The organism is Methylobacterium sp. Leaf112 (genome assembly GCF_001423295.1).
Taxonomy (GTDB): Bacteria; Pseudomonadota; Alphaproteobacteria; order Rhizobiales; family Beijerinckiaceae; genus Methylobacterium.
In genome coordinates this window covers 42,369-66,130 of sequence record NZ_LMNG01000008.1, presented here as the reverse complement: position 1 = coordinate 66,130, position 23,762 = coordinate 42,369, and the positions used below count along the sequence as shown (strand labels likewise).

At 70.6% G+C, this 23,762-nt stretch carries 31 protein-coding genes; 12 read left to right on the top strand and 19 right to left on the bottom strand.

The annotated features are described in order from the left end of the window. Positions 1-4 precede the first annotated feature (4 nt). The 3 genes from cysE to ASF52_RS05680 all read left to right on the top strand — a co-directional run bounded on the left by cysE (position 5) and on the right by ASF52_RS05680 (position 1,820). Positions 5-862, top strand: a complete 858-nt coding sequence (gene cysE / locus ASF52_RS05690; protein ID WP_056169069.1) for a serine O-acetyltransferase — start codon at positions 5-7, stop codon at positions 860-862. Between the two features lie 179 nt (positions 863-1,041). Further along, positions 1,042-1,254, top strand: coding sequence for a DUF3126 family protein (locus ASF52_RS05685; RefSeq protein ID WP_056096383.1), 213 nt, complete (start codon positions 1,042-1,044; stop codon positions 1,252-1,254). Positions 1,255-1,490: 236 nt separating this feature from the next. Then, positions 1,491-1,820 (top strand): DUF6949 family protein, encoded by a 330-nt coding sequence (locus ASF52_RS05680; protein ID WP_056169007.1) that lies wholly within the window; start codon positions 1,491-1,493, stop codon positions 1,818-1,820. 3 nt (positions 1,821-1,823) lie between these two features. On the opposite strand, the gene ASF52_RS05675 is transcribed toward ASF52_RS05680, so the two are convergent. The 4 genes from ASF52_RS05675 to ASF52_RS05660 form a co-directional block, all read right to left on the bottom strand. Further along, positions 1,824-2,525: a transglutaminase-like cysteine peptidase gene (locus tag ASF52_RS05675; RefSeq protein ID WP_056169005.1), complete on the bottom strand. Its 702-nt coding sequence runs from the start codon at positions 2,523-2,525 to the stop codon at positions 1,824-1,826. 176 nt (positions 2,526-2,701) lie between these two features. Continuing rightward, positions 2,702-3,298 (bottom strand): transglutaminase-like cysteine peptidase, encoded by a 597-nt coding sequence (locus ASF52_RS05670; protein ID WP_056169001.1) that lies wholly within the window; start codon positions 3,296-3,298, stop codon positions 2,702-2,704. A gap of 224 nt (positions 3,299-3,522) precedes the next feature. Next, on the bottom strand, positions 3,523-4,149 hold the full coding sequence (locus ASF52_RS05665; protein ID WP_056168998.1) for a PilZ domain-containing protein: 627 nt from the start codon (positions 4,147-4,149) through the stop codon (positions 3,523-3,525). Between the two features lie 362 nt (positions 4,150-4,511). After that, positions 4,512-5,117 (bottom strand): PAS domain-containing protein, encoded by a 606-nt coding sequence (locus ASF52_RS05660; RefSeq protein ID WP_056169067.1) that lies wholly within the window; start codon positions 5,115-5,117, stop codon positions 4,512-4,514. A 260-nt stretch (positions 5,118-5,377) separates the two neighbouring features. Between ASF52_RS05660 and ASF52_RS05655 the strand changes: the two genes are divergently transcribed. Beyond that, positions 5,378-6,190 carry a rhomboid family intramembrane serine protease gene (locus tag ASF52_RS05655; RefSeq protein WP_056168995.1) on the top strand — a complete coding sequence of 271 codons (813 nt, stop codon included), beginning with the start codon at positions 5,378-5,380 and terminating at the stop codon, positions 6,188-6,190. Between the two features lie 238 nt (positions 6,191-6,428). Beyond that, a complete protein-coding gene (locus ASF52_RS05650) occupies positions 6,429-6,860 on the top strand; it encodes a CBS domain-containing protein (RefSeq protein WP_056168992.1) in 432 nt (143 codons plus the stop codon). Positions 6,861-6,903: 43 nt separating this feature from the next. Here ASF52_RS05650 and ASF52_RS05645 read toward each other — a convergent pair whose 3' ends face one another. From ASF52_RS05645 to folE, 3 genes are read right to left on the bottom strand one after another with little or no spacing between them, the layout of a single operon-like run. Beyond that, a complete protein-coding gene (locus tag ASF52_RS05645; RefSeq protein ID WP_056168990.1) occupies positions 6,904-7,893 on the bottom strand; it encodes a patatin-like phospholipase family protein in 990 nt (329 codons plus the stop codon). Positions 7,894-7,949: 56 nt separating this feature from the next. Further along, positions 7,950-8,369, bottom strand: a complete 420-nt coding sequence (gene hisI / locus ASF52_RS05640; RefSeq protein WP_056168987.1) for a phosphoribosyl-AMP cyclohydrolase — start codon at positions 8,367-8,369, stop codon at positions 7,950-7,952. Positions 8,370-8,377: 8 nt separating this feature from the next. Next, positions 8,378-9,232 (bottom strand): GTP cyclohydrolase I FolE, encoded by an 855-nt coding sequence (gene folE, locus ASF52_RS05635; protein WP_056168986.1) that lies wholly within the window; start codon positions 9,230-9,232, stop codon positions 8,378-8,380. A gap of 238 nt (positions 9,233-9,470) precedes the next feature. Between folE and ASF52_RS05630 the strand changes: the two genes are divergently transcribed. Beyond that, on the top strand, positions 9,471-9,947 hold the full coding sequence (locus ASF52_RS05630) for an iron-sulfur cluster assembly scaffold protein (RefSeq protein ID WP_056168983.1): 477 nt from the start codon (positions 9,471-9,473) through the stop codon (positions 9,945-9,947). Positions 9,948-9,949: 2 nt separating this feature from the next. Next, positions 9,950-10,312: a membrane protein insertion efficiency factor YidD gene (gene yidD / locus ASF52_RS05625; RefSeq protein WP_056168979.1), complete on the top strand. Its 363-nt coding sequence runs from the start codon at positions 9,950-9,952 to the stop codon at positions 10,310-10,312. A 36-nt stretch (positions 10,313-10,348) separates the two neighbouring features. Here yidD and ASF52_RS05620 read toward each other — a convergent pair whose 3' ends face one another. The 3 genes from ASF52_RS05620 to ASF52_RS05610 all read right to left on the bottom strand — a co-directional run bounded on the left by ASF52_RS05620 (position 10,349) and on the right by ASF52_RS05610 (position 12,702). Next, on the bottom strand, positions 10,349-10,804 hold the full coding sequence (locus ASF52_RS05620) for a hypothetical protein (protein WP_056168976.1): 456 nt from the start codon (positions 10,802-10,804) through the stop codon (positions 10,349-10,351). Between the two features lie 3 nt (positions 10,805-10,807). Further along, entirely contained in the window at positions 10,808-11,263 is a 456-nt protein-coding gene (locus ASF52_RS05615) for a hypothetical protein (RefSeq protein WP_056168973.1), read from the bottom strand. 77 nt (positions 11,264-11,340) lie between these two features. Then, positions 11,341-12,702, bottom strand: coding sequence for a 2-hydroxycarboxylate transporter family protein (locus ASF52_RS05610; protein WP_056168970.1), 1,362 nt, complete (start codon positions 12,700-12,702; stop codon positions 11,341-11,343). 345 nt (positions 12,703-13,047) lie between these two features. Here ASF52_RS05610 and thrS point away from each other — a divergent pair, with 345 nt between their 5' ends. The 3 genes from thrS (at position 13,048) to ASF52_RS23125 (ending at position 15,976) form a co-directional block, all read left to right on the top strand. After that, on the top strand, positions 13,048-15,060 hold the full coding sequence (gene thrS, locus ASF52_RS05605; RefSeq protein ID WP_056168967.1) for a threonine--tRNA ligase: 2,013 nt from the start codon (positions 13,048-13,050) through the stop codon (positions 15,058-15,060). Positions 15,061-15,194: 134 nt separating this feature from the next. Continuing rightward, the gene (locus tag ASF52_RS05600; RefSeq protein WP_156368878.1) at positions 15,195-15,374 is read left to right on the top strand and encodes a hypothetical protein; all 180 of its coding nucleotides are present in this window, start codon (positions 15,195-15,197) and stop codon (positions 15,372-15,374) included. Then, the gene (locus ASF52_RS23125) at positions 15,371-15,976 is read left to right on the top strand and encodes a hypothetical protein (protein ID WP_056168962.1); all 606 of its coding nucleotides are present in this window, start codon (positions 15,371-15,373) and stop codon (positions 15,974-15,976) included. The genes ASF52_RS05600 and ASF52_RS23125 overlap by 4 nt, the downstream gene beginning before the upstream one ends. Positions 15,977-15,988: 12 nt before the next feature. Here the strand turns inward: ASF52_RS23125 and cysC are convergent, their stop codons facing one another. Genes cysC through ASF52_RS05580 form a run of 3 tightly spaced genes read right to left on the bottom strand, consistent with a single transcriptional unit; the run spans position 15,989 to position 17,899 of the window. Then, positions 15,989-16,522 (bottom strand): adenylyl-sulfate kinase, encoded by a 534-nt coding sequence (gene cysC, locus ASF52_RS05590; RefSeq protein WP_244472920.1) that lies wholly within the window; start codon positions 16,520-16,522, stop codon positions 15,989-15,991. Positions 16,523-16,550: 28 nt separating this feature from the next. Beyond that, positions 16,551-16,940, bottom strand: a complete 390-nt coding sequence (locus ASF52_RS05585) for a hypothetical protein (protein WP_056168956.1) — start codon at positions 16,938-16,940, stop codon at positions 16,551-16,553. Between the two features lie 38 nt (positions 16,941-16,978). Beyond that, on the bottom strand, positions 16,979-17,899 hold the full coding sequence (locus ASF52_RS05580) for a hypothetical protein (RefSeq protein ID WP_056168955.1): 921 nt from the start codon (positions 17,897-17,899) through the stop codon (positions 16,979-16,981). A 176-nt stretch (positions 17,900-18,075) separates the two neighbouring features. On the opposite strand from ASF52_RS05580, the gene ASF52_RS05575 reads away from it, so the two are divergent. Both ASF52_RS05575 and ASF52_RS05570 read left to right on the top strand, forming a co-directional pair. Then, the gene (locus ASF52_RS05575; RefSeq protein ID WP_056168952.1) at positions 18,076-18,639 is read left to right on the top strand and encodes a nitroreductase family protein; all 564 of its coding nucleotides are present in this window, start codon (positions 18,076-18,078) and stop codon (positions 18,637-18,639) included. A 5-nt stretch (positions 18,640-18,644) separates the two neighbouring features. After that, positions 18,645-19,259 (top strand): flavin reductase family protein, encoded by a 615-nt coding sequence (locus ASF52_RS05570; RefSeq protein ID WP_056168948.1) that lies wholly within the window; start codon positions 18,645-18,647, stop codon positions 19,257-19,259. A gap of 24 nt (positions 19,260-19,283) precedes the next feature. Here ASF52_RS05570 and ASF52_RS05565 read toward each other — a convergent pair whose 3' ends face one another. From ASF52_RS05565 to ASF52_RS05540, 6 genes are read right to left on the bottom strand one after another with little or no spacing between them, the layout of a single operon-like run. Continuing rightward, positions 19,284-19,925 (bottom strand): response regulator, encoded by a 642-nt coding sequence (locus ASF52_RS05565; protein ID WP_056168945.1) that lies wholly within the window; start codon positions 19,923-19,925, stop codon positions 19,284-19,286. After that, positions 19,922-20,530, bottom strand: a complete 609-nt coding sequence (locus tag ASF52_RS05560) for a hypothetical protein (protein WP_244473709.1) — start codon at positions 20,528-20,530, stop codon at positions 19,922-19,924. The genes ASF52_RS05565 and ASF52_RS05560 overlap by 4 nt, the downstream gene beginning before the upstream one ends. Next, positions 20,527-21,492 (bottom strand): YncE family protein, encoded by a 966-nt coding sequence (locus tag ASF52_RS05555; RefSeq protein WP_156629975.1) that lies wholly within the window; start codon positions 21,490-21,492, stop codon positions 20,527-20,529. Before ASF52_RS05555 ends, ASF52_RS05560 begins: the two co-directional genes overlap by 4 nt. After that, positions 21,492-22,040 (bottom strand): SRPBCC family protein, encoded by a 549-nt coding sequence (locus tag ASF52_RS05550; protein ID WP_056168943.1) that lies wholly within the window; start codon positions 22,038-22,040, stop codon positions 21,492-21,494. Before ASF52_RS05550 ends, ASF52_RS05555 begins: the two co-directional genes overlap by 1 nt. Before the next feature lie 5 nt (positions 22,041-22,045). After that, positions 22,046-23,044, bottom strand: a complete 999-nt coding sequence (locus ASF52_RS05545) for a VWA domain-containing protein (protein WP_056168939.1) — start codon at positions 23,042-23,044, stop codon at positions 22,046-22,048. Next, positions 23,041-23,661, bottom strand: a complete 621-nt coding sequence (locus ASF52_RS05540; protein WP_056168934.1) for a hypothetical protein — start codon at positions 23,659-23,661, stop codon at positions 23,041-23,043. The genes ASF52_RS05545 and ASF52_RS05540 overlap by 4 nt, the downstream gene beginning before the upstream one ends. Positions 23,662-23,762: the final 101 nt, after the last annotated feature.

Here is a 23,762-nt window from a genome sequence, read left to right as displayed (position 1 = left end):
GCCCATGTCCGTCCGTTCTTCCCTGACCAGACCCGCAGACCGGGAGACGGTCGCGAGCTTCGATCCGATCTGGACCCGCGTGCGCGCGGAGGCGGAGGCCCTCGTGCGCGAGGAGCCCCAGCTCGCCTCCTTCATCGTCGCGACGCTGCTCAACCACTCGACCCTCGAAGCGGCGATCGCCCATCGGGTCGCGGCGCGCCTCGGCCATCAATCCCTGCCGGCCGAACTCGTGGCCCACGGCTTCCACGAGGCCATCGCCGACGATCCGCGTCTCGGCGAGATCTTCCGCGCCGATATCGGGGCGGTCCTCGACCGCGACCCGGCCACCACCCGGGCCATCGAGCCGGTGCTGTACTTCAAGGGCTTCCACGCCCTCCAGGCCCACCGCCTCGCGCACTGGTACTGGACCCACAACCGGCGCGACCTCGCCCTCTACCTGCAGAGCCGCTCGTCGGAGGTGTTCCAGACGGACATCCACCCGGCGGCGCAGATCGGGCGCGGGGTGTTCCTCGACCACGCCACCGGCCTCGTCGTCGGCTCCACGGCGGTGATCGACGACGACGTCTCGATCCTGCACGCGGTGACGCTCGGCGGCACGGGCAAACAGGGCGGCGACCGCCATCCGAAGATCCGCCGCGGGGTGATGATCGGCGCCGGCGCCAAGATCCTCGGCAACATCGAGGTCGGGGAATGCGCCCGGGTCGCGGCCGGCTCGGTGGTGCTGCGCGCCGTTCCGCCGCACACCACGGTGGTGGGGGTGCCGGCCCGCGTCGTCGGCACCGCCGGCTGCGCCGAACCGTCCCGCGCCATGGACCAGCTGCTCGGCTTCGACGCGTTCATCCACATCGCCGACGGAATCTGAGCGCTTTCGGAATCGGACGCGCGCGGGCATCGGTCCGACGCCGTCCGGGGAAGAGGACGCCGCCCGGGGAAGAATCTGCCCCGTGCTTGCCCGGGCCCCGGCGGCGTGGCAAGCGGTCCCGGACGAACCCGCCCACCGGGTGCGGGCCGATCCGACCCCGAACGCGAGAGGCGATCAGCGTGACCAAGACCGACATCACCAAGGTACAGGACTTCCTCCGCCGGACCTTCGCCAACGCCAACATCCGCCTCGTGCCCCGCCCGAAGAAGGACGATTCGGCCGAGGTCTATATCGGCGAGGAGTTCCTGGGCGTGGTCTCCGTGGACGACGAAGACGGCGACCGCTCATTCAACTTCGCCATGGCGATCCTCGACATCGACCTGGAAGACTAGAGCTTCGTCCTGGATATCGTATCCAGGACGAAGCTCTAGTGCCATGTTTTTGCGTCGACTTTTCCGAAATCCGGCGTCCACCTCTCGGGTCGACGCTCCAAGGGGCTCCGGCGCGACGGGCCATCGGCCGATGGCCTGTGCGCGGACTTAACCCTGAGACGAAGAAAGTCTTAACGTTTCGTAAACGGCAGGGCAGAGTGGGCTTCACGGTTCGTTAAGCGTGGAGCGTTTGCGTGATGACCCTCAGCCCCTCGGCCCTCGACTCCCTCCAGACCCTGTGCGTCGGCCTCGCCCTGTCGGGTCTGCTCGCCAGCGCCTTCGAACTGTTCACGGAGCGCCGCGCGAGCTTCAGCCTGCTGGAGCGCGGCGGCGTCACCGCCGTGGCGGCCCTGCCGATGCTGGCCTTCGGCGCCCCCTTCATCATCCTGCGGAACACCGTGCGGGGCCGGCGCTTCGAGCGCCGGCCGATCCCCTTCGTGATGATCGCCACGATGATCGCCTGCGGCTGGAGCCTGATGTCGGGCCGGGTCGCCCTCGATCTCGCCCACCTGATCGTCGGCGCCTGACGCCTACCGGTTGGCCGTGGCGACGGGCGAGGCGCCGCCGTTGAGGGTGACCCAGGCCGGCCCGTCCTGGCCCTCGCGCTTGATGAAGGTGTAGCCCGTACGCGGTCCGGACAGGATCGCGTTGGTCTTGTTGTCGAGGATGAGGTCGCCCCGGTCGGTCCGCACCATGAGGACCGCATGGCCCTCGCCGATGTCGTCGATGACCACGGTCATCCGCAGGGCGCGCCGGGGCAGGCCGCGTTCCACCAGCATCCGCCGCTTCAACAGCTGGAAATCCTCGCAATCGCCCGCGCCGTCGTCGGGAAAATCCCAGCGATCGACGACGCCCCAATGGGCCATATCGGTGAGGGGGCGGATGCGCGCGTTGACCCGGCGGTTGACGCCGTCGAGGGTCGACCGGACCGCCGGCGTCAGGGTGATGCGGGTCGGCTCCGCGAGGTCGACGGCGCATTCGCCGGGGTGGCGCCCGCAGAACGCGTTCCAGGCCGCCACCGGGCGCGCATCGGTGCCGGCACCGAGGGCGGGCGCATCCGGGAGGGCGGCGAGGGCGCGGTCCTGGGCGGGCCGGGCCTGCGTCCCGGCACCGCCGAGGAGCAGGATCGAGCCGACGAGGGAGCAGCGGGCCAAGCGGCCGAGACGCTCGCGAAGGGCGCCCCCCTGGCTCGTCGTCGGTTCGCCGAGGCTGTGCAGAATCGCGTGCCGCATCCGGGTCGCCCTGCCGTCCATTGCTGATACGGCAAAGTTGGCACGGCCGAGCCCGGCGCTCAATCGTAAAGTTAAACCCCTGTTAACCGCCCCGGGCGCGTCCGGTTCCAATTCGCCGCGTGGGCGGCATCCGCGCCCGCATCGCGATCGGGGCGATCGCTGCGGGCGGGCCGGCGTCAGCGATTCGCGGTGGTGGTGGGCGAGGTCACGCCGCCCAGCGAAACCCAGGCCACCGCCTCGGTGCCCTCGCGCTTGATGAAGACGTACCCGGTGCGGTGCCAGGGCAGGACGGCACTGGTCTTGTTGTCGAGGACGAAGTCGTCGCCCTTCTCGTCGATGACCACGGTCATCCGCATGGCCCGGCGCGGCAGGCCGGCCTCGGCGAGCAGCTTGCGCTTCAGGAGCTGGAAATCCTCGCARTCGCCCGAGCCGTCCTCCGCCAGATCCCAGCGGTCGGGGGTGCCCCAGTGGTCGAGGTCGGTCACGGGGCGGATCTGGGCGTTGATCCGGCGGTTCACCGTCGCGATGGTGGTCCAGGCCGCCGGGGTCAGGGCGATCCGCGCCGGCTCGTTCGCGTCGATGGCGCATTCGGCGGCGTAGCGCTCGCAGAAGGCGACCCACGCGGCGATGGGACGGGCGGCCCCGACGGGGGCCGCGAGGGTGGCGGGGGCCGGCAGGGCCGCGAGGGTGGTCTGGGCGCGGGGGGCGGTCGAACCCAGGGCCGTGGCCAGCACCGCCAAGGCTCCCAGAGCGATCGTCTTCATCCCGCGCATCGCAACCCCCGTCGTCAACGAGGTCACGATGCGGTGGCGGCGGCTGCCCCGCGCTGAAGCCGATCCGCGCAATTTTATCGATTCGGCCCGGTGGCGTCAGCTCCCGCGCGACAGGACCAACCCGCCGCTTCCGCCATCGTTAGGAAGTGCGGCGCCGGATTCACGGTCCGGAAACCATCGGGCCGGCCCGCGATCCGGTGCGGGCCGGCGCGCGTGCATTCCCGTCAGAGCCGAAGGCCTTCGTGGAACAGATCCGGCGAGATCGGCAGCAGGAAGTTCACGCCGATGCCCCCCTCGAAGTGACGCACCACCCGCCCGGGGGTCCGTCCGACCACGACGCTGCTGCCGAGGGCCGGTACGATGCCGGTGCTGAGGGCGACGCCGGACATCGAGACGTCGACGATCCGCACCGGAATCTCGCGGCCGGTGTCGAAGCGCAGGGTCGTGGCGAGGTTGACGGGCTTGAGGCGCTCGTGGGTTCGGCCCTCGGGCAGCCCGAGGTTCTCCCGGTTGGCGAGCCAAGTCAGCTGGGAGGCGATCTTCTCGCGCTTGCGCGGGGTCGCGCTGAGGCGCACGGCGAAGCCCTCGGGCATCAGGCGGGCGATGGTGCCTTCGAGGCGGCCGATCTCCTCCAGATACAGCACCACGCGCTCGTCGAGCAGACCCGGCTCGACGCAGGTGAGGCGCACGCCGCCCGGCGACATGTCCACGGTCTGGCACGGAAATTCCCGGCGGTCGGTGAGCATGTAGCGGCCGAGCAGGGCGACCTTGACCCGCTGATGGCGGCGAAGGTCCGATGCGCGGATGCCGCGTGTCAGTTTCGCCTCGGGGCGTACGAGGGCCTCAAGCATGATGGACCAAGGTCTCGGTTTCGTAACGGTAACGAACCCTAGACGACCCTTGGTTACGAAACCCTTCAGCAACCCGGCCGAAATCACGCCCTACGTGTAGTTCGCCATCGACGCGATCCGCCCCAGGAACAGAGGCGTCGCGGAGCCGGCAGGCCTATGGTCGCTCTTGCAGAGCGTGGCCGAAACCATGCCTCTCCGGCCATGACGACTTGGCCTCTACGTGAACGATCTCGATGATTTGATCACGGCGGCCCGCGAATTCGAGCCCGGCCCAACCCTGTTGGATCGTTTCAGCCTTCGAAATCCCTGATCGTCGCCCGGCCGTCTCGCCTAAGTCGGCACCGACATCGGCGACGGAGCGCTCAGCCCCGGCCGCCCGGATGGACCAGCAGGTGCCCGCGGCGGAAGGGCAGCGAGTCGTTGGCGGGCGTCGGCAGGTTGCGCAGGGCCGCCTCGGCGTCGTCCATGCGCCGCGGGGCGGGCTCCAGCACGCGCAGGGAGGTGGTGCGCAGGCGCGTGACCGGACGCAGGCCGAGCCAGTGCGGCACGCAATGCGGGCTGAGGGCGCCGAGGATCCGCGTCTGGGTCTGGCCCCGATGGCGCAGGGGGAGGAGGATGAGTTCGAGGTCGATGGTCTCGTTGCGCACCGTCGTGCCGGTGAGCCCGGCCACCATGCCGAGGGTGTCCACCGCGACGGTCTCGACGAGGCGCCACGGGTCGGCGTCGGGCGCGCCCCACAGGTCCGAGAACGCGTCGGCGCGCAGCTCGCGGCCGAACAGGGCGCAGACGCGGGTGCCGGCCAGGCGCACCGACGCGGCGCTGCCCGGAACGTCGACCTCGAGGATCAGGCTGTCGGCGAGGAGGTTGCGAATCGCACCGGGTTCGATTTCGCTGCGCTCGGGGGCGGCCCGCTCCCGGCGCAGACCATCCCAGTAACTGTGGAGCAGGCGACTGGTCGGATGCTTCATGGTGTCCTGCGGTGGCACGGCCCGTGGGGGCATCTTCGGGATGAGTTCCATTTCGGGACACGGGCAGCCGTGCCGTGAAGGAATTCTTCATCCCTGCGCACACCCTATGCCGGCCCTTCGGGACGCGCGCGCTTAACTCTTGTGTAAGGTTAATATCCTTAAGGTTAAGGGTTCCGTCCATCCGCCGCGGCAGGTTTCCCCTGCAAGTTTCGCGAATCCGGGGGTTGCCGCGTCCGCGAAAGCCCGAACATGGTGGCGCCATGGATGCCATGCCCGACCTGCCGCGCCAGAACCGCGTTCCGATCTTCAACATGCCGGACGTGGTCACGGCCTCCATCGCTGTGCTGCTGGGCATCCACGCCCTGCGCGAATTCATCCTCCCCGATGCCTGGGACATCTGGGCCCTCATCCACCTCGCCCTGATCCCGGGGCGGTGGAGCGTGGCCATCGACCCGTCTCGCATCGCGGACCTGCTGACGGCGGCCTCCGCCGCCGGCGACCCGGAAGTGATGGATGCCCGCCAGGCCTTCGCCCGCTACATCGCGGCCGAACCGGACGCGAGCCCCTGGACCTTCGCGACCTACGCCCTCCTGCACGGCTCGTGGACGCACGTGATCTTCAACACCGTCTGGCTCGCCGCCTTCGGCTCGCCCGTGGCGCGCCGCTACGGCGCCTGGCGCTTCGGACTCGTCGCCCTCGTGGGCGCGGTCGCCGGGGGGGCCCTGCACGTGGTGCTCGATCCCTTGAGCACGGCGCCCCTCATCGGCGCCTCGGCGGGCGTTTCGGCCCTGATGGCCGCCGCCGCGCGCTTCGTGTTCCAGCCGCCCCCCGCCTTCACGCCGGCCCAGCCGTGGCACCTGGCGCCGCGCCAGCGCCTGCAGACGATCCCGGAACTCATGCGCAACCGCACGGCGGTGGTGTTCCTGGTGATCTGGCTCGCGACCAACTTCCTGTTCGGCATCATCGCTCTGCCGCTCGGCGCTGAGGCGACGGCGGTCGCCTGGGACGCGCATCTCGGCGGCTTCCTCGTCGGATTCTTCCTGCTGCCGCTGATCGACCGTCATCCGGGCTGACGAGCCGGCCATCGCTGCCTTCGCCGGACGGGCGCGACGCCCACCCGGTCCGTCGGGAAACGCGCGCCCGGCGTTCGCACGCGCGCTGCCGCTTGCCAGAACGCGACGCGGGCCACACAATCGCCACAGAGCCTCCCCGCGTCCGAGACCGGGACGCCGGAGCCGATCGACCAAGAACCGCGAGCCAGGGGCAAACCCGGCCGCAAGGCCGTGTGCCCCCACCAGGAAGGAAAGACCCATGACCGTCGCCCGCATTCTCGCCGAGAAAGGCCGCTCCGTCGTCACCGTGGAGCCGCAGCGCACCCTCGACGAAGCGATCCATCTGCTCGCCGAGAAGCGCATCGGCGCCGTCGTCGTCAGCGATGCCGCGGGCACGGTGCTGGGCATCCTGTCCGAGCGCGACATCATGCGGGCGCTCGCCCGCCAGGGGGCCGGGGCGCTCGATGCCCTGGTCTCGGAGCACATGACCGCCACCGTCGTCACCTGCGCCCGCGACACCAGCGTCGAGGACGTGATGCACCTCATGACCGACGGCCGCTTCCGCCACGTTCCCGTTCTGGAGGAGGGGCGCCTCGCCGGCCTCATCTCCATCGGCGACGTGGTCAAGCGCCGGATCGCAGCCGTAGAGGCGGAGCATCAGGCCATGCGCGACTACATCACCATGGCGTGACCCCTCCGCGCCGCGCCCTCGCCCCGATCGAGGGACGGGGCGATCAGACCCTGGCGGCCGCCGACGCGAGGGTCGCGCGGATGGCCGGCAGGGCGGCACGGGCGGCCTGGCGGCCGAGTTCGATCCCCTCCGCCGCGCGGTGGAACTCGAACAATCCCATCTCGGCGAGGCGCGGCGAGATGGTGACGTCGGGCGGATCGCCGGCCAGGCGCGCCCGCGAAATCTTGTCCTGGGTGATGTTGAAGGCATCGAGCATCACCCGGGCCATGCCGGGGCTCGGCGTCTCCGGCGGTACGCGCCGGCCGCGTCGGAACAGGGCCCAGGACCGGCGGCGGCGCGGGGCCGGAGCCGGCCGCGCCTCGTCCGCGCGCTCGTCCGGGTCGAGGACCACCGGTCCGCCGGCCTCGCGCGGGTCGCCGTTGAGATTGATGCAGATCACCACGTCCGCCCCGAGGGCGCGGGCGAGGCCGACGGGGACCGGGTTGACCAGGGTCCCGTCCATGAGGAGACGGCCGCCGAGCCGCACGGGCGGAAACACCCCCGGCAGGGCGTAGGAGGCGCGAAGCGCCTCCACGAGGTTGCCGCGCGTCAGCCAGACCTCCTCGCCGCTGCCGAGATCGGTGGCCACGCTGGCGAACCGGACGGCGAGGTGCTCGACGCGGCGGTCGGCGAGGTCCCGCTCCAAGCGCTGGCGCAGGCGAGCCCCCGCGATGAGGCCGGAGCCGAGGCGCAGATCGAGGAGGCCGACGACGCGGCGCTTGGTCAGGGAAAGGGCGAAGGTCTTGAGCAGGCCGAGTTGGCCCGCCGCATAGCAGCCACCGACGACGGCGCCGATGGAGCAGCCCGTCACCACGCCCGGGTGGATTCCGGACTCCTCCAGCACCTCGATGGCGCCGATATGCGACCAGCCCCGGGCCGAGCCGCCACCGAGCGCCAGGCCGATGCGGGGGCTGCGCGGGGCAGGGGCCGCGACGGGCTCGACGGCATCGGCGCCGAAGCGCCCGCGCTCGCCGCCCGACCCGTCCCAGGTCATGGCGCCCAGGTCATGGCGGGAGACAGGTCATGGCGGGAGGATCGTCGCCGCGGGAATCATGGTGCCGCGCCGGCGTGCAGGCGCACGGGACCGTCCGGGGATCCGAGTTCGACCGCGCGATAGAAGCAGTCGCGCCGCCCCGTGTGGCAGCAGCCGCCGTCGCCGCCGACGGCGACGCGGATGAGGACCGCGTCCTGGTCGCAATCGACCCGCATCTCGACGACGCGCTGGATCTGACCGGAGGTGGCGCCCTTGTGCCAGAGCTCCCCGCGCGAGCGCGACCAGTACCAGGCCTCCCCCGTCTCCAGGGTGCGGGCGAGGGATTCGGCGTTCATGTGGGCGAGCATGAGCACCTGCCCGTCGGTGGCGTCGACGGCGATGCAGGCGATGAGGCCGTTGGCGTCGAAGCGGGGGGTGAAGACCGTCCCCTCCTCGACCGCGGCCTTCGTACCGGGTGCGGCGAAGGCGATCGTCATCGCGACGCTCAGGGCTTGTTGCGCACGAGGGTCAGGAAGCGGACCTGCTCGTTGGCGTCGTTCCGGAACGCGCCGCGGAACTGGGTGGTGATGGTCGAGACGCCGGCCTTCTGCACCCCGCGCATGGCCATGCACAGGTGCTCGGCCTCGAGCATCACGGCGATGCCGCGGGGCTTGAGGATGCTCTCGATCACGTCGGCGATCTGCGCCGTCATGGTCTCCTGGGTCTGCAGCCGGCGCGCGAAGGTATCGACCACGCGGGCGAGCTTCGACAGACCGACCACGCCCTTGGTCGGATAATAGGCGATGTGGGCGAGGCCCATGAACGGCACCATGTGGTGCTCGCAATGGGAGTAGAACGGGATGTCGCGCACGAGGACGATGTCGGAATACCCTTCGACCTCCTCGAACACCCGCTCGAGGAGCTTGTCGGCATCCTGCTCGTAGCCGCCGAAGAGCTGGCCGTAGGCCTTGGCGACGCGGGCGGGGGTGTCGCGCAGGCCCTCGCGGTTCGGATCGTCGCCGGCCCAGCGCAGGAGGGTCCGCACGGCGGCCTCGGCCTCCTCGCGACTCGGGCGCCCGGTGGCGATGGCCTCGGGCACGCGCTTGGCGGAGGCCGGCAAGGGAGCGATCTCGGGAGCGATCTCCGCAGCAGGCACCGGGGCGTTGTCGTTGCGCATGCCGTTGAGGGACGCCGCCGGAGCGGACCCGTTCGGACGCGCCGTATCCGGGGTTTTGGGAGCCATCCGCGAATCCTCCGTCTCGGTCAGGCGGTAGGACAGGGATTTGAGCGCAGCATCCATGGCATCTTCCGCCCGAGCGATCCGGGTCGTCATCGTGTTGCTGTCGGGCTTGGCGTACATCGTCGAACCACTGGCCGTCTGGGGCATCGGCCGGCGGGGACGCCCTGGCCGCAGGCGCGACCCTGGCCGTGGGCGCAGCCCGGATCGACGATCCGCCTCCTCGCGAAACGGTGCGTTGGCGCCTATATCGTCGTTATCGCGTCGCCGCGCAATGCGGGGCGCGCGGATCAGACAACCGGGACCGGACGCCGGCCTCGAACGAGGCTGCTGCAGGGATCCTGCCGAGAGGACGCCGCCTATGCTCGACGACATCTACAACCGTCGCATCCTCGAACTCGCCGCCGACATTCCCCGCCTCGGGCGCCTGCCCACGCCCGACGCCAGCGCCACCGCCCACTCGAAGCTCTGCGGCTCCACCGTCACGGTGGACCTGTGCGTCGCCGACGGGGTCGTCACGGATTTCGCCCACGAGGTGAAGGCCTGCGCCCTGGGCCAGGCGTCGTCCTCCCTGATGGCCCGCCACGTGGTCGGGGCCACGGCCGACGAGTTGCGGCGCGCGCGCGAGGCCATGCGGGCGATGCTGAAGGAGAACGGCCCCGGCCCCCAGGGCCCGTGGGCGGACTTCGCCGTGCTGGAGCCCGTGCGCGACTTCAAGGCCCGCCACGCCTCGACGCTGCTCACCTTCGACGCCGTAGTGAACGCCCTGGATCAGATCGCCGCCGGCACGCCCGTCGGCAATCCGCAGGCCGCCGCAGGCCCACAGGCGGCCGCCTGAGCATGGTCCGGCGCGCCGCCCATGGGGCGATCCGCGCCTACCAGCTCACCCTGTCGGGCCTGATCGGCCGCCAGTGCCGGCACTGGCCGTCGTGCTCCGCCTACACGGACGAAGCGATCGGGCGACACGGGCTCTGGGCCGGCGGCTGGATCGGCCTGTCGCGAATCTGCCGCTGTGGCCCCTTCGGAACCCATGGCATCGATCTCGTGCCGGAGGCGCTGCCGCCCCGTGCCCGGTGGTTCGTGCCGTGGCGCTTCGGCCGCTGGCGCGGCGTGAACGCCCCGGCCTCGCCATTCGCGTGCGAGGGCGTGGAGGATACCGCACGGGCGCACAGTGCGGCCAACCGTCGTTCGGGGGGACCCTGACCGGCAGCCCGCCGCGCCCCATTCTCGCAGAATAGCCTACGGCCGTAGTTCGCTGCACCAGGCGTAGAGTTCGGCCGCCAGGGAATCGATGGATCCCACGGACAACTCCATGCCGCCATGGGCGCAGTGATTCCGGGTCGCGTAGGTCCCGAGGATCTTCCCGAAGGTCGGCGAGCGACGGTCCAGCACCAGGGACAGCTTCGTCTCGAACGGGATCTTCCGCCCCTGGAGCGAACCAGTGTCCCATCCCCTGCGAAGCGCCCAATCCGCTTCTCCGAGGCGACGGGTCCTCGCGGTTTGAAAAATGGAATCCACGGCCACCTCGAACTGACCGAACATCAGAACGAAAACGCCCCGTTCCAGCGTGTCGCGCTTCTCGTCGAGTTTCGCGAGGGCAGACACGTCTCCCGCCTCTGCCAACCGGCTCGCTTCGCGTTGCCACTGCCCGTAGAACCAATCATAGGCAGCCTTGATCCGCGGCAGTTGCTGCATTTCTCAAGCCAGTTCGGCCAGGAGTTCAGGCGTGTAGGGAATGCCCTCCGGCTTTTCGCGGACCCTGAAGAGTCGCCAGAGCGGTTCCCGGAATTCGTCCGCCTGATCGATGAGAACGTACACCCCCTTTGAGGTGTAGAGATCGACGCGCCCATTGGCGCCGATCACCCACAATCCCTTCGGCTTGAAGACCGCATAGGCCCCCTGCGGGCCCTCGACTCTGAGAATCGGCTGCTCCGCAGGCGCAACGTCATGCCTCTGTACGAGGTCTTCGTTCATGGCGACCGTACCGGGGTGCGAGGCCGTCCAGCCATGCGCATCGGCCCACGCTTCAGCGCCCTGGAAGAGGGTTCCCAACCGCGCGATCCAATCGTCGATCCGGTGCTGGACATCCTCCTTCGAGAGATCGCTGCCGGGCAGGAGCGGCAGATCGTCGTCATTGAGCATGTGGGTCGTCATTCCCTCGCTCCGTCCGTTCGCAACAGCATTCCCGCCGACAGGCTATCACAGGCGGAACCGGACCTCGTCCGGTCCGCTCACCCCCCGCTCACCCACCGCATCACCACCAGCGTCCCCGTGACCGTGAGCGCCCCGCCGATGCGGGTGGCGATCTGGGCGAACGGCATCAGGCTCATGCGGTTGGCCGCCGTCAGGATGGCGACGTCGCCGGTGCCGCCCTGGCCGCTGTGGCAGGCGTTCACGATGGCGGTCTCGATGGGGTACAGGCCGAGCCGGCGCCCCACCACGAAGCCCGTCGCCATGAGAGTCACCACGGTGGACACGATGGTGATGAGGTTCGGGATCGTGAAGGCCGCGACGAGCTTGTCCCAGGGGGTCAGCGACACGCCGACGGCAAAGAGCAGCGGGTAGGTCATGCTGACCTGCACGAACTTGTAGGCGACGAAGCCGCCGGCCTGGAGCCGCGGCGACACGGCGCTGGCGAGCTTCGCCATCACCGCGAGGAACAGCATCGCCACGGGGGCGGGCAGGCCGGTGAGGTGGTGCATCATCACGCCGAGCAGGTAGAGCGTCACCGCCGTCAGCGCCGCCGCGCCCACGGTGGCGGCGTCGACGGGGATGCCCTCCGCCTTCACGGCGGCGACGTCGTTCTCCCGGTCGGGCTGCAGCCGGCCCTCGCCGGTGAGGTGGGGCAGGCGCTTGCCAACGGCATTGAGGGTGCCGGCCAGGACGATGGCCGTGAGGCTGCCGAGCATCACCGGCGGCAGCACCTGGGCAAACACGTCGCCCTGGCCCTGACCGAGGATCGCCGCGTAGCCGATGGAGAGCGGGATCGCGCCCTCGCCGACGCCGCCGGCCATGATCGGCACCACGAGGAAGAAGAAGGTGTTGTAGGCGCCCAGCCCCAGCAGGGTGCCCACCAGGGTACCGACGATCCCGGCCGCCACGGAGCCCGCAGCCAGGGGCACGAAGATCTTGAGGAAGCCCTTGATCAGGACGTCGCGGTCCATGCCTAAGATGCTGCCGACGATGATGGTGGCGATGTAGAGGTAGAGGAAGTTGGTGAACTTGGTGAAATCCACGATCGCCTTGAAGATCTGCGGCGGGATCCACCCGTAGAACACCAGGGCCGAGGGGATGAAGGTCGCGAAGATCGCCCCCGCGCCGATGCTGCGCAGCACCGGCAACCGCTTGCCGATCTCGGCGCAGGTGAAGCCCCCGAGCACCAGCACGGCGATCATCGTCGGCGCGTCCGATTTGATCTCGCCCTCCTGGGTCAGGATCGCCAGCAGGACGACGAGGATCGCGTAGACCGGGAGCGGGATGATGCCGATCTTGATGTCGACGATCCGCCACCAGCCCTGCGGCCAGAATTTCTTCGCGGGCGCCCCGACCGCGCCGTGGGTCTCCGCCGGGGAGACGGAGAGGGGATTCGACATGGGTGTTCTCCCGTGAGCCCGTCGCCCCATGGGGCCGGCTCGCCTGTTCGAACCTCGTGGCGGCGCGTGTCCTGACGCATGTGCTGGCCGACGCCCCGCCCGGGTCCGTATGCGGACGATGGGCTGTCCGGAGCGGCGGGTTGTCAACGTCAGCTTGTATCAACCGCGCCGGATCGTAGCTGAACGCCATCCGCCGCGCGTCGGACGGGTCCCGGACGCGAGGCGGATTCCTTCCCTCCGCGAAACGGTCTAAACGGCCGGGCACGGCGCGTGTCGCGCCCGATCCCACCCCACCCGGCTTACCTGCTGCGTTCGCAGGAGTGAGCCACCGCGAGAGTGATCCCGATGCCCATCCTGACCTTCCCCGACGGCAACACCCGCAGCTTCGAGGATGCCGTCACCGGCCGCGCCGTCGTCGAGGGCATCGCCAAGTCGCTCGCCAAGCGCACCGTCGCCATGGCGCTGGACGGCCGGGTCCGCGACCTCTCCGACCTCATCGAGCACGATGCCCGCATCGAGTTCCTCGACCGAGCCGATCCGCGCAGCCTCGAGCTGATCCGGCACGATTGCGCCCACGTGCTGGCCGAAGCCGTGCAGGCCCTGTGGCCGGAGACGCAGGTCACCATCGGGCCCGTCATCGAGAACGGGTTCTACTACGACTTTTCCCGCGACCAGCCGTTCACCCCCGACGATTTTCCGACGATCGAAGCGAAAATGCGCGAAATCATCGCGCGTGACGCCGCCTTCACCAAGGAAGTCTGGAAGCGCGACGATATCCGAAAAATCTTCTCGGAGAAGGGCGAGGCCTACAAGGTCGAACTCGTCGACGCGATTCCCCCCGGCGAAGACCTCAACATCTACCGGCAGGGCGACTGGTTCGACCTGTGCCGCGGCCCGCACATGACTTCGACGGGCAAGGTCGGCACCGCCTTCAAGCTCATGAAGGTGGCGGGCGCCTATTGGCGGGGCGATTCCAACAACCCGATGCTGACCCGCATCTACGGCACCGCCTGGGCCACCAAGGAGGACCTCGACGCCTACCTGCACCGCCTGGAGGAGGCCGAGCGCCGCGACCACCGCCGCCTGGGGCGCGAGATGGACCTGTTCCACTTCCAGGAGGAGGGGCCGGGCGTGGTGTTCTGGCACGCCAAGGGCTGGACGGTGTTCCAGGAGCTCATCGCCTACATGCGCCGGCGCCTGAAGGGCGATTACCAGGAGGTCAACGCCCCCCAGATCCTCGACAAGGCCCTTTGGGAGACCTCCGGCCACTGGGAGTGGTACCGGGACAACATGTTCGTCACGAAGACCGAGGACGAGCGCGTCTTCGCCATCAAGCCGATGAACTGCCCCGGCCACGTGCTCATCTTCAAGCACGGCCTGAAATCCTACCGCGACCTGCCTCTGCGCATGGCGGAGTTCGGCGCGGTCTCGCGCTACGAGCCGTCCGGCGCGCTGCACGGGCTCATGCGGGTGCGGGCCTTCACGCAGGACGACGCGCACGTGTTCTGCACCGAGGACCAGCTCGCCGCCGAGTGCCTCAAGATCAACGACCTCATCCTGTCGACCTACGCCGATTTCGGCTTCGGCGACATCGTGGTGAAGCTCTCGACGCGGCCCGAGAAGCGGGTCGGGTCGGACGCCCTGTGGGACCACGCCGAGGAAGTGATGACCCGCGTGCTCGCCCAGATCGAGGAGCAGTCGGGCGGCCGGATCAAGACGGCGATCAACCCGGGCGAGGGCGCCTTCTACGGGCCGAAATTCGAGTACGTGCTGCGCGACGCCATCGGCCGCGACTGGCAGTGCGGCACCACCCAGGTGGACTTCAACCTGCCCGAGCGCTTCGGCGCGTTCTACGTCGATGCCGACAGCGGGAAGAAGCCGCCGGTCATGGTCCACCGCGCCATCTGCGGTTCCCTGGAGCGGTTCACGGGCATCCTCATCGAGCATTTCGCCGGGCATTTCCCGCTGTGGCTCGCGCCCGTGCAGATCGTTGTGGCGACCATCACGGGGGACGCCGACCCCTACGCACGGGAAGTGGTGGCGGCCGCCGACCGCCTCGGCCTCCGGGTGGAAGCCGATCTGAGAAACGAAAAGATCAACTACAAGGTCCGCGAGCATTCGCTGGCGAAGGTGCCGGTGATGCTCGTGGTGGGCCGCAAAGAGGGCGAGGAGCGCACGGTCTCGGTCCGGCGGCTGGGCAGCCAGCACACCCGCACGGGCGGCCTCGACGAGACCCTCGCGGCCCTGGTGGCGGAAGCGACCTCCCCCGACCGCATCCGCGCCGACAGCATCGCGGCGAGCGTGCCGAGCGCGGAGGTCACCCTCGACGGCCAGAACGAGGAAGCGCCGACGCCTTGAGGGACTGCGCCCCTTTCGATCCAACGATCGGAAGGGGCTTTCGGGAGCCGGTTGCACGTCCGCCGCGTTTCTTCCTATGATTGGGGATCAACGGCGCGCTGCCATGCGCGATCGACGTCGGAGGTGCCGGGATCATGACGGATGAAAAGCGTCGTGCGGCCATCAAGGTTCTGATCGCCAAGCGTACCGCCGCGAATACGGCAAGTCCCGCTGCCGCGCGGGCGGCCCTCATCGAGGAGGGCATCTATACGAAGGACGGCGAGCTTCGCGCGACTTTCGGTGGTCCGGACGAGAAGGCGACACGCGCCGCTTGAGCCGTCTCGCGACTTCCTTCGTCCTGGGTTACCACGGATGCGACGAAGCCATCGGGCGCGAGGCAATCCGTGGCGATACCGCACTCATTCAGAGCGACAAGGACTACGACTGGCTCGGGCCCGGGGCGTATTTCTGGGAGTCCGATCCGAAACGCGCCTGGGAATGGGCCGAAGCGAAGTTCGCGACCTCAACGACGGCAAAGCCCTTCGTCGTGGGTGCGGTCATCGATTTGAGACATTGCCTCGATCTGACCAATCGCGAGGATCTCGGGATCGTTCGGTTGGCTTACGATTCCTTCGTGGCAACGCAGACGATGGCGGGCCTGCCGCTACCGGAAAACCGAAACGTCAAGGGCGCCCCGAATTCCGATCGTCTGTTGCGGTTCCTGGACCGGGCCGTGATCAAACATCTTCACAGCATGATCGACAGTGCGGGGAAGGGGGTCCCCGAACTGGAACCCTACGATACCGTGAGGGGGATGTTCACGGAGGGCGGTGAGCTCTACCCGGGCGCGGGATACATGCGGCGAAGCCACTCGCAGATCGCCGTCCGCAACCCGCGGTGTATCCTGGGCCTGTTTCTGCCGCTTCCCATCCGATAGGCCCTCAGCCCTTCAGAGCTTGCCCAACGCCACGGCCACGCGCGCGGCGCCGTCCTGCGGCGTGCCCGCATCCGTGTGCAGGTGGAGGTCCGGCTCGGCCGGCGCCTCGTAGGCGGAGTCGATGCCGGTGAAGTTCGGGATCAGGCCGGCACGGGCGCGGCGATAGAGGCCCTTGGGGTCGCGCTTCTCGCATACGGCCAGCGGCGCATCGACGTAGACTTCGAGGAACGGGATCTCCCCCGCGATGGCACGGGCCTGGGCGCGCTCCTTGCGGAACGGCGAGATCAGCGAGACGATGGTGACGATGCCGGAGCGCGCCAGGATGCGCGCCACCTCGGCCGCCCGGCGGATGTTCTCGATGCGGGCGGCGTCGCCGAAGCCGAGGTCGCGGCTGAGGCCCTGGCGCAGTTCGTCGCCGTCGAGGATCGTGGCCTGGTGTCCCTGCGCGGCGAGCAGGTCCTGCAGCGCTTCGGCCGTGGCCGATTTGCCCGCGCCGGACAGGCCCGTGAGCCAGACGATGGCGGGCTTCGTGAGGGCGGGTGTCATGGGCGACTCCTTCATGCCGGGCGGCCTATCAGGCCGCGCAGTTGGCGGCAAACAGCGCCAGCGCCCTCTGCATCGCCGCGTAATGCGCCGGGCTCGCCGGGTTGCGCAGCTCCGCCCCGTCCGGGACGAGGGCCGCGAAGCCCGCCTCCAGATCGGCGACGAAGCCGCGCGGCCCGACGTGTTGGCCCATCCGGTTCGTGGTGTCCACCTGGCCGCAGACGGCCCCGGCCCGGCCCATGCGGAGCCGGTCGAAGCGCGCGGTCTCGGGCGCCTTCAGGCCCCGGCCGAGGAGCGCGACGGCGGCCTGCGCGGTCTCCGGCGGAAGCGCGGAGGCCTCCGGGAGGGGCTGGGCGTGCGCGGCCGGGGCGACGAGCGTGACGAGGGTCAGGCCGACGGAAATCCAGCGGTGAAGGATCATGGGGCGGTCTCGCGGCGACGGAGCGATCGGGGCGAGGGTCACGTCGCCTTGGCGACCACCTCGATGTCCCGGTCCAGCCCGCTCTCGACCTTGAACTCGCGGGTGTAGACCTGCCCGTCGTGGCGGGCGATGAGCACGTAGTCGCCCTCCGCCAGGACCACCTGGGGGAAAGCGCCGATGGCCTCCCGGATGGTGTCGCCGCCCGGCGTCAGGACGCTGAAGGCGGTACCCGCGAAGGCCTCGGCCCCGGCGGCGGCCACGAGCTTGAGGGTGACGGTGGCGGCGTGGTGGCTGAGGGTCGCGTCGGTGACCTTGCCGTTCTCGACCTTGAGGTCGGCCCGCTGGATGGCGTTCGATTCCCCGTAGGTCGAGACCACGTGGTAGGTGCCCTCGGGCAGGCGCAGCAGCTCGCCGGCCTTGACGCCGCTGCGCACCAGGCGCCCCTCGGAATTGGTGCCAATGGGCACGAACACCGAGAACGCCACCTCGGCGGGCGGGATCTTCACGTCGCCGATGGCGCCCGAGAGCTTGAGGGCTCCGGCATTGACCCTGAGCCCGTCGGAGACCGGCACCCCCGCCATGGTGAGGCGCTTCGAGGCGCTGGCGAAACCGTACGTGACCGTGGCCACGTAGGCGCCGGGCGCCAGGGTGAAGGTCGGCTCGGCCGCCTCCGAGCGCGCGACGATGCCCGGCCGCACGCCGTCGGCGCGGTCCTCGTAGATGCGCCAGGCCAGCCCCGAGCGCATGGGCTTGTCGCTGCCGGCGAACATCGCCTTGAGGCTCAGGGCGGCGTCGGCCTGGGCCACGGGCGGCGGCAGCTCCGGCCCGGTGACGGAGGGGGTCGGCAGGTTCGGCCCGATCCGGTTGTGGAAGCCGCTCTCCTGGGCGCCGCCGGGCGTCGCCAGCAGGGCCGACAGTGCGACCGTCAGTGCGGCGCCGAGCATCGGGCCCCTCGTCATGCGACCTCTCCCTTCGCGCATCCTTCGCGCGTCCGATCCGCATGCTCTGGAACCGGAGCGTGGCGACGGCATGACCGGCGTTCTCGGACCGAGATCCATGCTAGATCACGCGCAGCACCGCAAGACTCCAACGGACTCCGCCTCATCCCTCCCAAAAGGTCTCGCAAAAGGTCTCGATGAACGCCACCCTCGATCTCCTGCGCACCCGCCGCTCCGTGCCCCCGATGCGCCTCGACGGCCCCGGCCCGGCGCCGGCCGAACTCGACGCGCTCCTCACGCTGGCCGCCCGGGTGCCGGACCACGGCAAGCTCACGCCCTGGCGCTTCCTCGTCATCGCGGGCGAGGCGCGGGTGCGAATCGGCACCGTCATCGCCGACACCTACGCGGCCGACCATCCGGAGGCGGATTCCGGCCGGCTCGATCTGGAGCGGGCCCGCCTCGCCCACGCCCCCGTGGTGGTGGCGGTGGTGTCCCGCGCCGGGCCGCACGTGAAGATCCCCGAATGGGAGCAGGTGCTGTCGGCGGGCGCCGTGTGCATGAACCTCGTGGTCGCCGCCAACGCGGCGGGCTACGCCACGTCCTGGCTGACGGAATGGTACGCCTACGACCGGCGCGTCCTCGACACCCTCGGGCTCGCCCCGAGCGAGAAGCTCGCGGGCTTCATCCACATCGGCCATCCCCAGGAGGTTCCGGGCGACCGGCCCCGGCCGGTGCTGTCCGACATCGTCACCCGGATCTGAGCTCCATGCATTACGATTCCGAGACCAAGGGTCTGCCGCACAATCCCCTGAAGGCCCTCGTCGCGCCCCGTCCCATCGGCTGGATCAGCGCGATGAACCGGGCCGGTGAAGTGAACCTGGCGCCCTATTCGTACTTCAACGCCGTGGCCTCGGGCCCCGACATGGTGATGTTCTCGTCCTCGGGCCGCAAGGACGCCATGACCTTCGCGGAGGAGGGCGGCGAGTTCGTGTGCAACTTCGCCACCTACGCCCTGCGGGAGGCAGTGAACGCCACCTCGGCCCCGCTGCCGCGCGGGCAGAGCGAGTTCGATTTCGCGGGTCTCACGCCAGTCCCATCGCGAAATGTGCGGCCGCCACGGGTGGGGGAATCGCCCGCCGCCATCGAGTGCAAGTGGGTGCAGACGGTGCCGCTGACGCCGCTCGGCGGCGGGGGCGCGAACCACTTCCTCGTGATCGGGCAGGTGGTGTCGATCTACATCGACGACGCCTTCATCGTGGACGGCGTCGTCGACACCGGAGCGATGCGGCCGATCCTGCGCGCGGGCGCCTTCGACTACTTCACCGCCGAGCCGGAGACGCGCTTCTCCCTCGAGCGGCCGGCGGGCGGCGGGGGCCGGTAACTCGGCCCCGTCAGAGGAGGCGCCTCACCGCGTCAGGCCGCCCTCGCCCTGCGAGACGGCCACGTGGATGAGTTCGGCGAGCGTCCGCACGCCGAGCTTGTGCCGCAGGCTGGCGCAGGCGCCGATCACCGTGCGGTAGCTCACGGCGAGGCCGTCCGCGATGGTCTGGTAGGACTGGCCCCGGCCGAGCAGGGACAGGATCTGGAGTTCGCGGGCCGTGAGGTCGGCGAGCGGCGCCCGCTGCCCGGCGAGGCCCAGCACCGCGACGCGGGTGGCGAGGTCGTGGTCGAGGTAGCTCCGCCCGGCCCGCACGGTCTCGAACGCCGCGTGGAACTGCGCCGCCGGCACGTCCTTCAACACGTAGCCCGTGGCCCCGCTCTCCAGGGCACGCGACACGATCACGGGATCGTCGTGCATGCTGAAGGCGAGGATGCGGGTGTCGCGCTCCAGGGCGCGGATCTGGCGGATCAGCGACAGGCCCGCCAGCGCCCCCGTGCGGAAGGTGAGGTCGGCCACCACCATGCCGGGCCGCAGGCGGTGGAACAGACGGTAGCCGCCGACGATGTCGGTGGCCTCGTGGACGGTCTCGACCCCGGCATCCTCCATGATGCGGCGGAAGCCCCGCAGGATCACCGGATGGTCGTCCACGATGAGGACGCTCGTCATCGCGCCGCCCCGGGAGCGGGGGTCGGGCCTGATCTGTCGTTCCCGTCGTGATCCCCGCCCCCCCTGTCGTCCCCGCTTCCTTGCGCGGCGTAGCGCTCCGTGAGGCGGGCCAGGGCGGTGGCCCGGTCGGCGCCCTGCCGGCGGGTGTTGTAGTATTGCTGGCACATCTCGCCGTAGAGCTGCTTGCGCGTGGTCACCGCCGCCACGGCCTCCAGGCCGTCGAGGAGGTCGGCATAGGGCTCGGGCGTGCCCGCCTCGGCCAGCATCTGCCCGAGCTGCACCGTGCGGTTGGCCACCATGCGGGGATCCTCGATGAACGCGTCCTTGGCGCGGGCGAGGCTGTGGCGCAGGTGATCGGCCCCTGATCCGACCTCGGGCACCGGGCGGCCGAGTTCGCGGCTGGCGAGCCAGCGGGCCGGCTCCATGGCATCCGTCGGCGAGAGCCAGGGCGGGATGTCCGCATCCGATCTCGTCGCCACCACCGTCTGCTCCTCCGGCGCGCGCGACGCCTCCGCGGGCTCCTCCGGCTTGTCGCAGGCCGAAAGCCCGAGCACGAGGCAAAGAGCGAGCCGCCGGAAGGGCGCAGGCCGCCGCCGCTCCGTCATGGGATCTCCTTCGACATCAGAACGGCGAGGCCGCGCGGTCCCTCGCCGACGGGCAGCCGCGCCGTCTCCGTGAGGGTGGGAAGGTCGATCACCGAGACGGAATCCGAGAACCAGTTCGCCACGTAGGCCCTGTCCCCCGAGACCGCCACGCCCTCGGGATAGCGGCCCACGGGAATCGTCGCGACGGGCGTCAGGGCGGCGTCGAGGACCACGAGGGTGCCGGCCTGCTGGTTGGTGACCAGGATGCGCGCGCCGTCGCCGCTCACCGCGACGCCGTACGGCATGCCGCCGAGGGCCGCGCGCCCGACGATCGTCAGGGTGGCGGTGTCGATGGCGTGGAGGTCGCCGCTGCGCACGCATGCGACGTAGAGCCGGTCCTGCGCCGGGTTCAACGCCAGGGCGAACGGTCCCTCGCCGACGGGCACGGTGGCGATCCGGGTCATGGTCGCGGTGTCGACCACGCTGACCTGACGGCTCTCGCGGTCGGCGACGTAGAGGAGGCCGCGCGTGTCGAGGACGAGACCCGCCGGATCGCGCCCGACGCCGACGCTGCCCTCCACCGCACCCGTGGCGGTGGAGAGTCGCACCACGCGGGCCCCCGACCAGTCGCCGACGAACAGGCTCCGGCCATCCGGGGCCACGGCGACGCCGAAGGGCTGGCCCGCGAAGGGCAGGCGGGCCAGCACCGCGCCGCTCGGCCCGTCGACCACCGACACCGTATGGGTGTCCGAATGGGCGAGGTAGAGCCGCCCGTCCGGCCCCGCCGCCACCTGCGCCGGCCCCTTGCCCACGGGGATCGCCGCCCCCGACGGCGCCACCGGCGTCACGGTGCCGCCCTCCTGGCTCACCGCGTAGACGGTTTGGGCCAAACCCTTCTCAGCCGAGCCCTTCTCCGCCAAGGCCGGGCCGGAGACCGCGCCGGCGAGGAGGGCCGCGAGGGCGAGCGTGGCGACCCGCCCGATCACTTGGCCTTGCCACCCTCGACCTTGGCCTTCAAACCCTTCAGACCATTGCCGAAATAGGCGTTCATCGCCGTCTTGCCTGCGGCGTCGCTCAGCTCCTCGGGCGGCTCGTTGCCGGTGTCGCCCCGGTAGAACCGGCCGAGCCACTCGACCTTGGAGCCGTCGCCGTCGGGCGTCACCGTCAGGGTGGCCGAGTAGGACGAGACCGGCAGGGCCTTCAGGTCGGCATCCGACAGGCGGTACGAGTAGGTGAAGGTCTTGTCGTTCATCTCGTCGAGGCCCTCGTCGAGGGTGCCGCCGTTCTTGAGGGTGACCTTGCGCCGTCCCCCGGCGGCGTTGCCGTCGACGGCCTCGCTCCTGGCGACGTCGGGGTGCCAGGTGTCGATGGCCGCGAAGGTGCCGACCACCTTCCACACCGCCTCGGGCTTGGCCGCGATGGTGACGGACTGGTCGACCTTCTGCGGCGTCGGGCCGTGGGCCAAAACGGGGGTGACCGGGGTGGCGAGGGCGAACAGGGCGAGGAACACGGTCGGGGCGACGAGGCGCATACGGATCAGGCCTTTTTCAGGGTGAGGGCGCGTGCGCGACCCGAGGGGAGGGCGCGCACCATGGGAAACAGGAAGGCGGCGAGGGCCAGCGCCAGGGCGGCCCCGCCGAGGACGGGGCGCAGGTCGAGGCGGCCGGGCAAGGGGCGCGGGGTCGCGGCGGCACGGAGCGGAGCCGCTAGGCCGCCGGGCCCTTCGAGATGGACGTAGGCGAGGCCGGTCTCGCCCGCGAGGGTCTTCAGGTAGGGCTCGCGCACGGAGGAGAGGTGCTCGTTGCCCGTGGCGGCGACGCCGCCGAAGGGGGCGTTGCGCGGGTTGTAACCCTCGCGGCTCTCGGCATCGGCCGGGGGCGGGCCGAAGCGGTTCTCCTGCTGGACGTCGCCCGACCCGTAGAAGCCGATCTCGCGGCCGCGGTCGTTGTAGCGCGGGATCGGCGACAGGGCGTAGGCGCCGGCCCCCACGATGAGCCCGCGCACGGCGCCGGGCTTGCCCTCGAAGCGCGGCCCGCCCGTGCTGGGCAGGGGCGGCGCCTCCTGCCCGTCCGTGACGAAGAGGAGGTCGGTATCGAGGCTGGCCGCCATCTCCGCGGCGCGGAACAGGCCGGCGGAGATGCGGCTGTCGCCCTCCCAGGCCATGCGCCAGTCGAGGGCCGCCAGGGCTCCGTCCAGCGGCGCGAAATCGGCGCAGACCTCGATGGGCGTGAACAGGAGGAACGGCCGGCGCTCGGTGAACAGGCCCAGCGCCACCTGCGAGCCGCAGGGCAGGGCGGTGACGAGGTCGCGCAGGGCCCCCCGCGCCGTGTCGAGGCGGCTCGCCGGCTTGCCGTCGGCGCTCGCGTAGTCGCGCACGTTCATGCTGCCGGTGATGTCGACCACGGCCAGCACCGAGACCCCGGTCCGGGTCAGCGGCACGGCCGGCAGCACGAGGGCGAGGACGACGAGGAAAGCCGCCCCGGCCAGGGCCTGGAACCGGCCGTCGCGCAGGTTGCGGGCGAGATGCTCCCTCATGGCGCCCCCCTGGGGAGGCCCGGGACCTCGGTCCAGATCTGCTTGGGCTCGGCCTTCAGCTCGTCGCCGGTCTTGCGGTCGAATTCGGGAAAGTCGCGCAGGAGGCGCGAGGCGACGTCGAGGTTGAACTTGGCGTCCCAGAGGTCGGGCGCGTTCTGCAGGGCGCGCCGGTAATCCTGGCGCGCCAGGGTGATGAGGGGCCCGGCCGGGTCGAGGTCGCCGCGCTCCAGATGGGAGAAGGCCTGCCGCAGGCGGGTGTTGGCCAGCGCGTAGCGGGCGCGCGCCACCCGGTCGGTGTCGCCGGCCCGCGCGAGCGCCTCGACGAGGGGCTCGATCCCCTCGGGCAGGCCGCGCCGGGCGAGGTGCTGGACCCGGGCGAGCAGCAGGGGGGCGGAGGCGTCCGTCCCCACGGGCACGTCGCGCCCGGCCTGCAGGGCACCGATCGCGGCGTTGTCGCGCGCCACCCGCCACGCCGCGACGCCGAACCCGAGGGCCGCGAGGCCGAGCAGCACCGGCAGGGCGAGGAGCAGGCGCGGCCGGGCACGCCGGAGGGTGTTGACGATGCGGGCGCGGAGGAGGGGGCCGGCGCGTTCGGTGGGGAAGGCGAGCGCCGTCATCGGGTGGCCTCCAAGGCGATAGGGCGCGTCCCCCTCTCCCCGCCAGGCGGGGAGAGGACCGCAGGCACCCCGTCGTGCCTGCGGTGAGCGAAGGCGAAGCC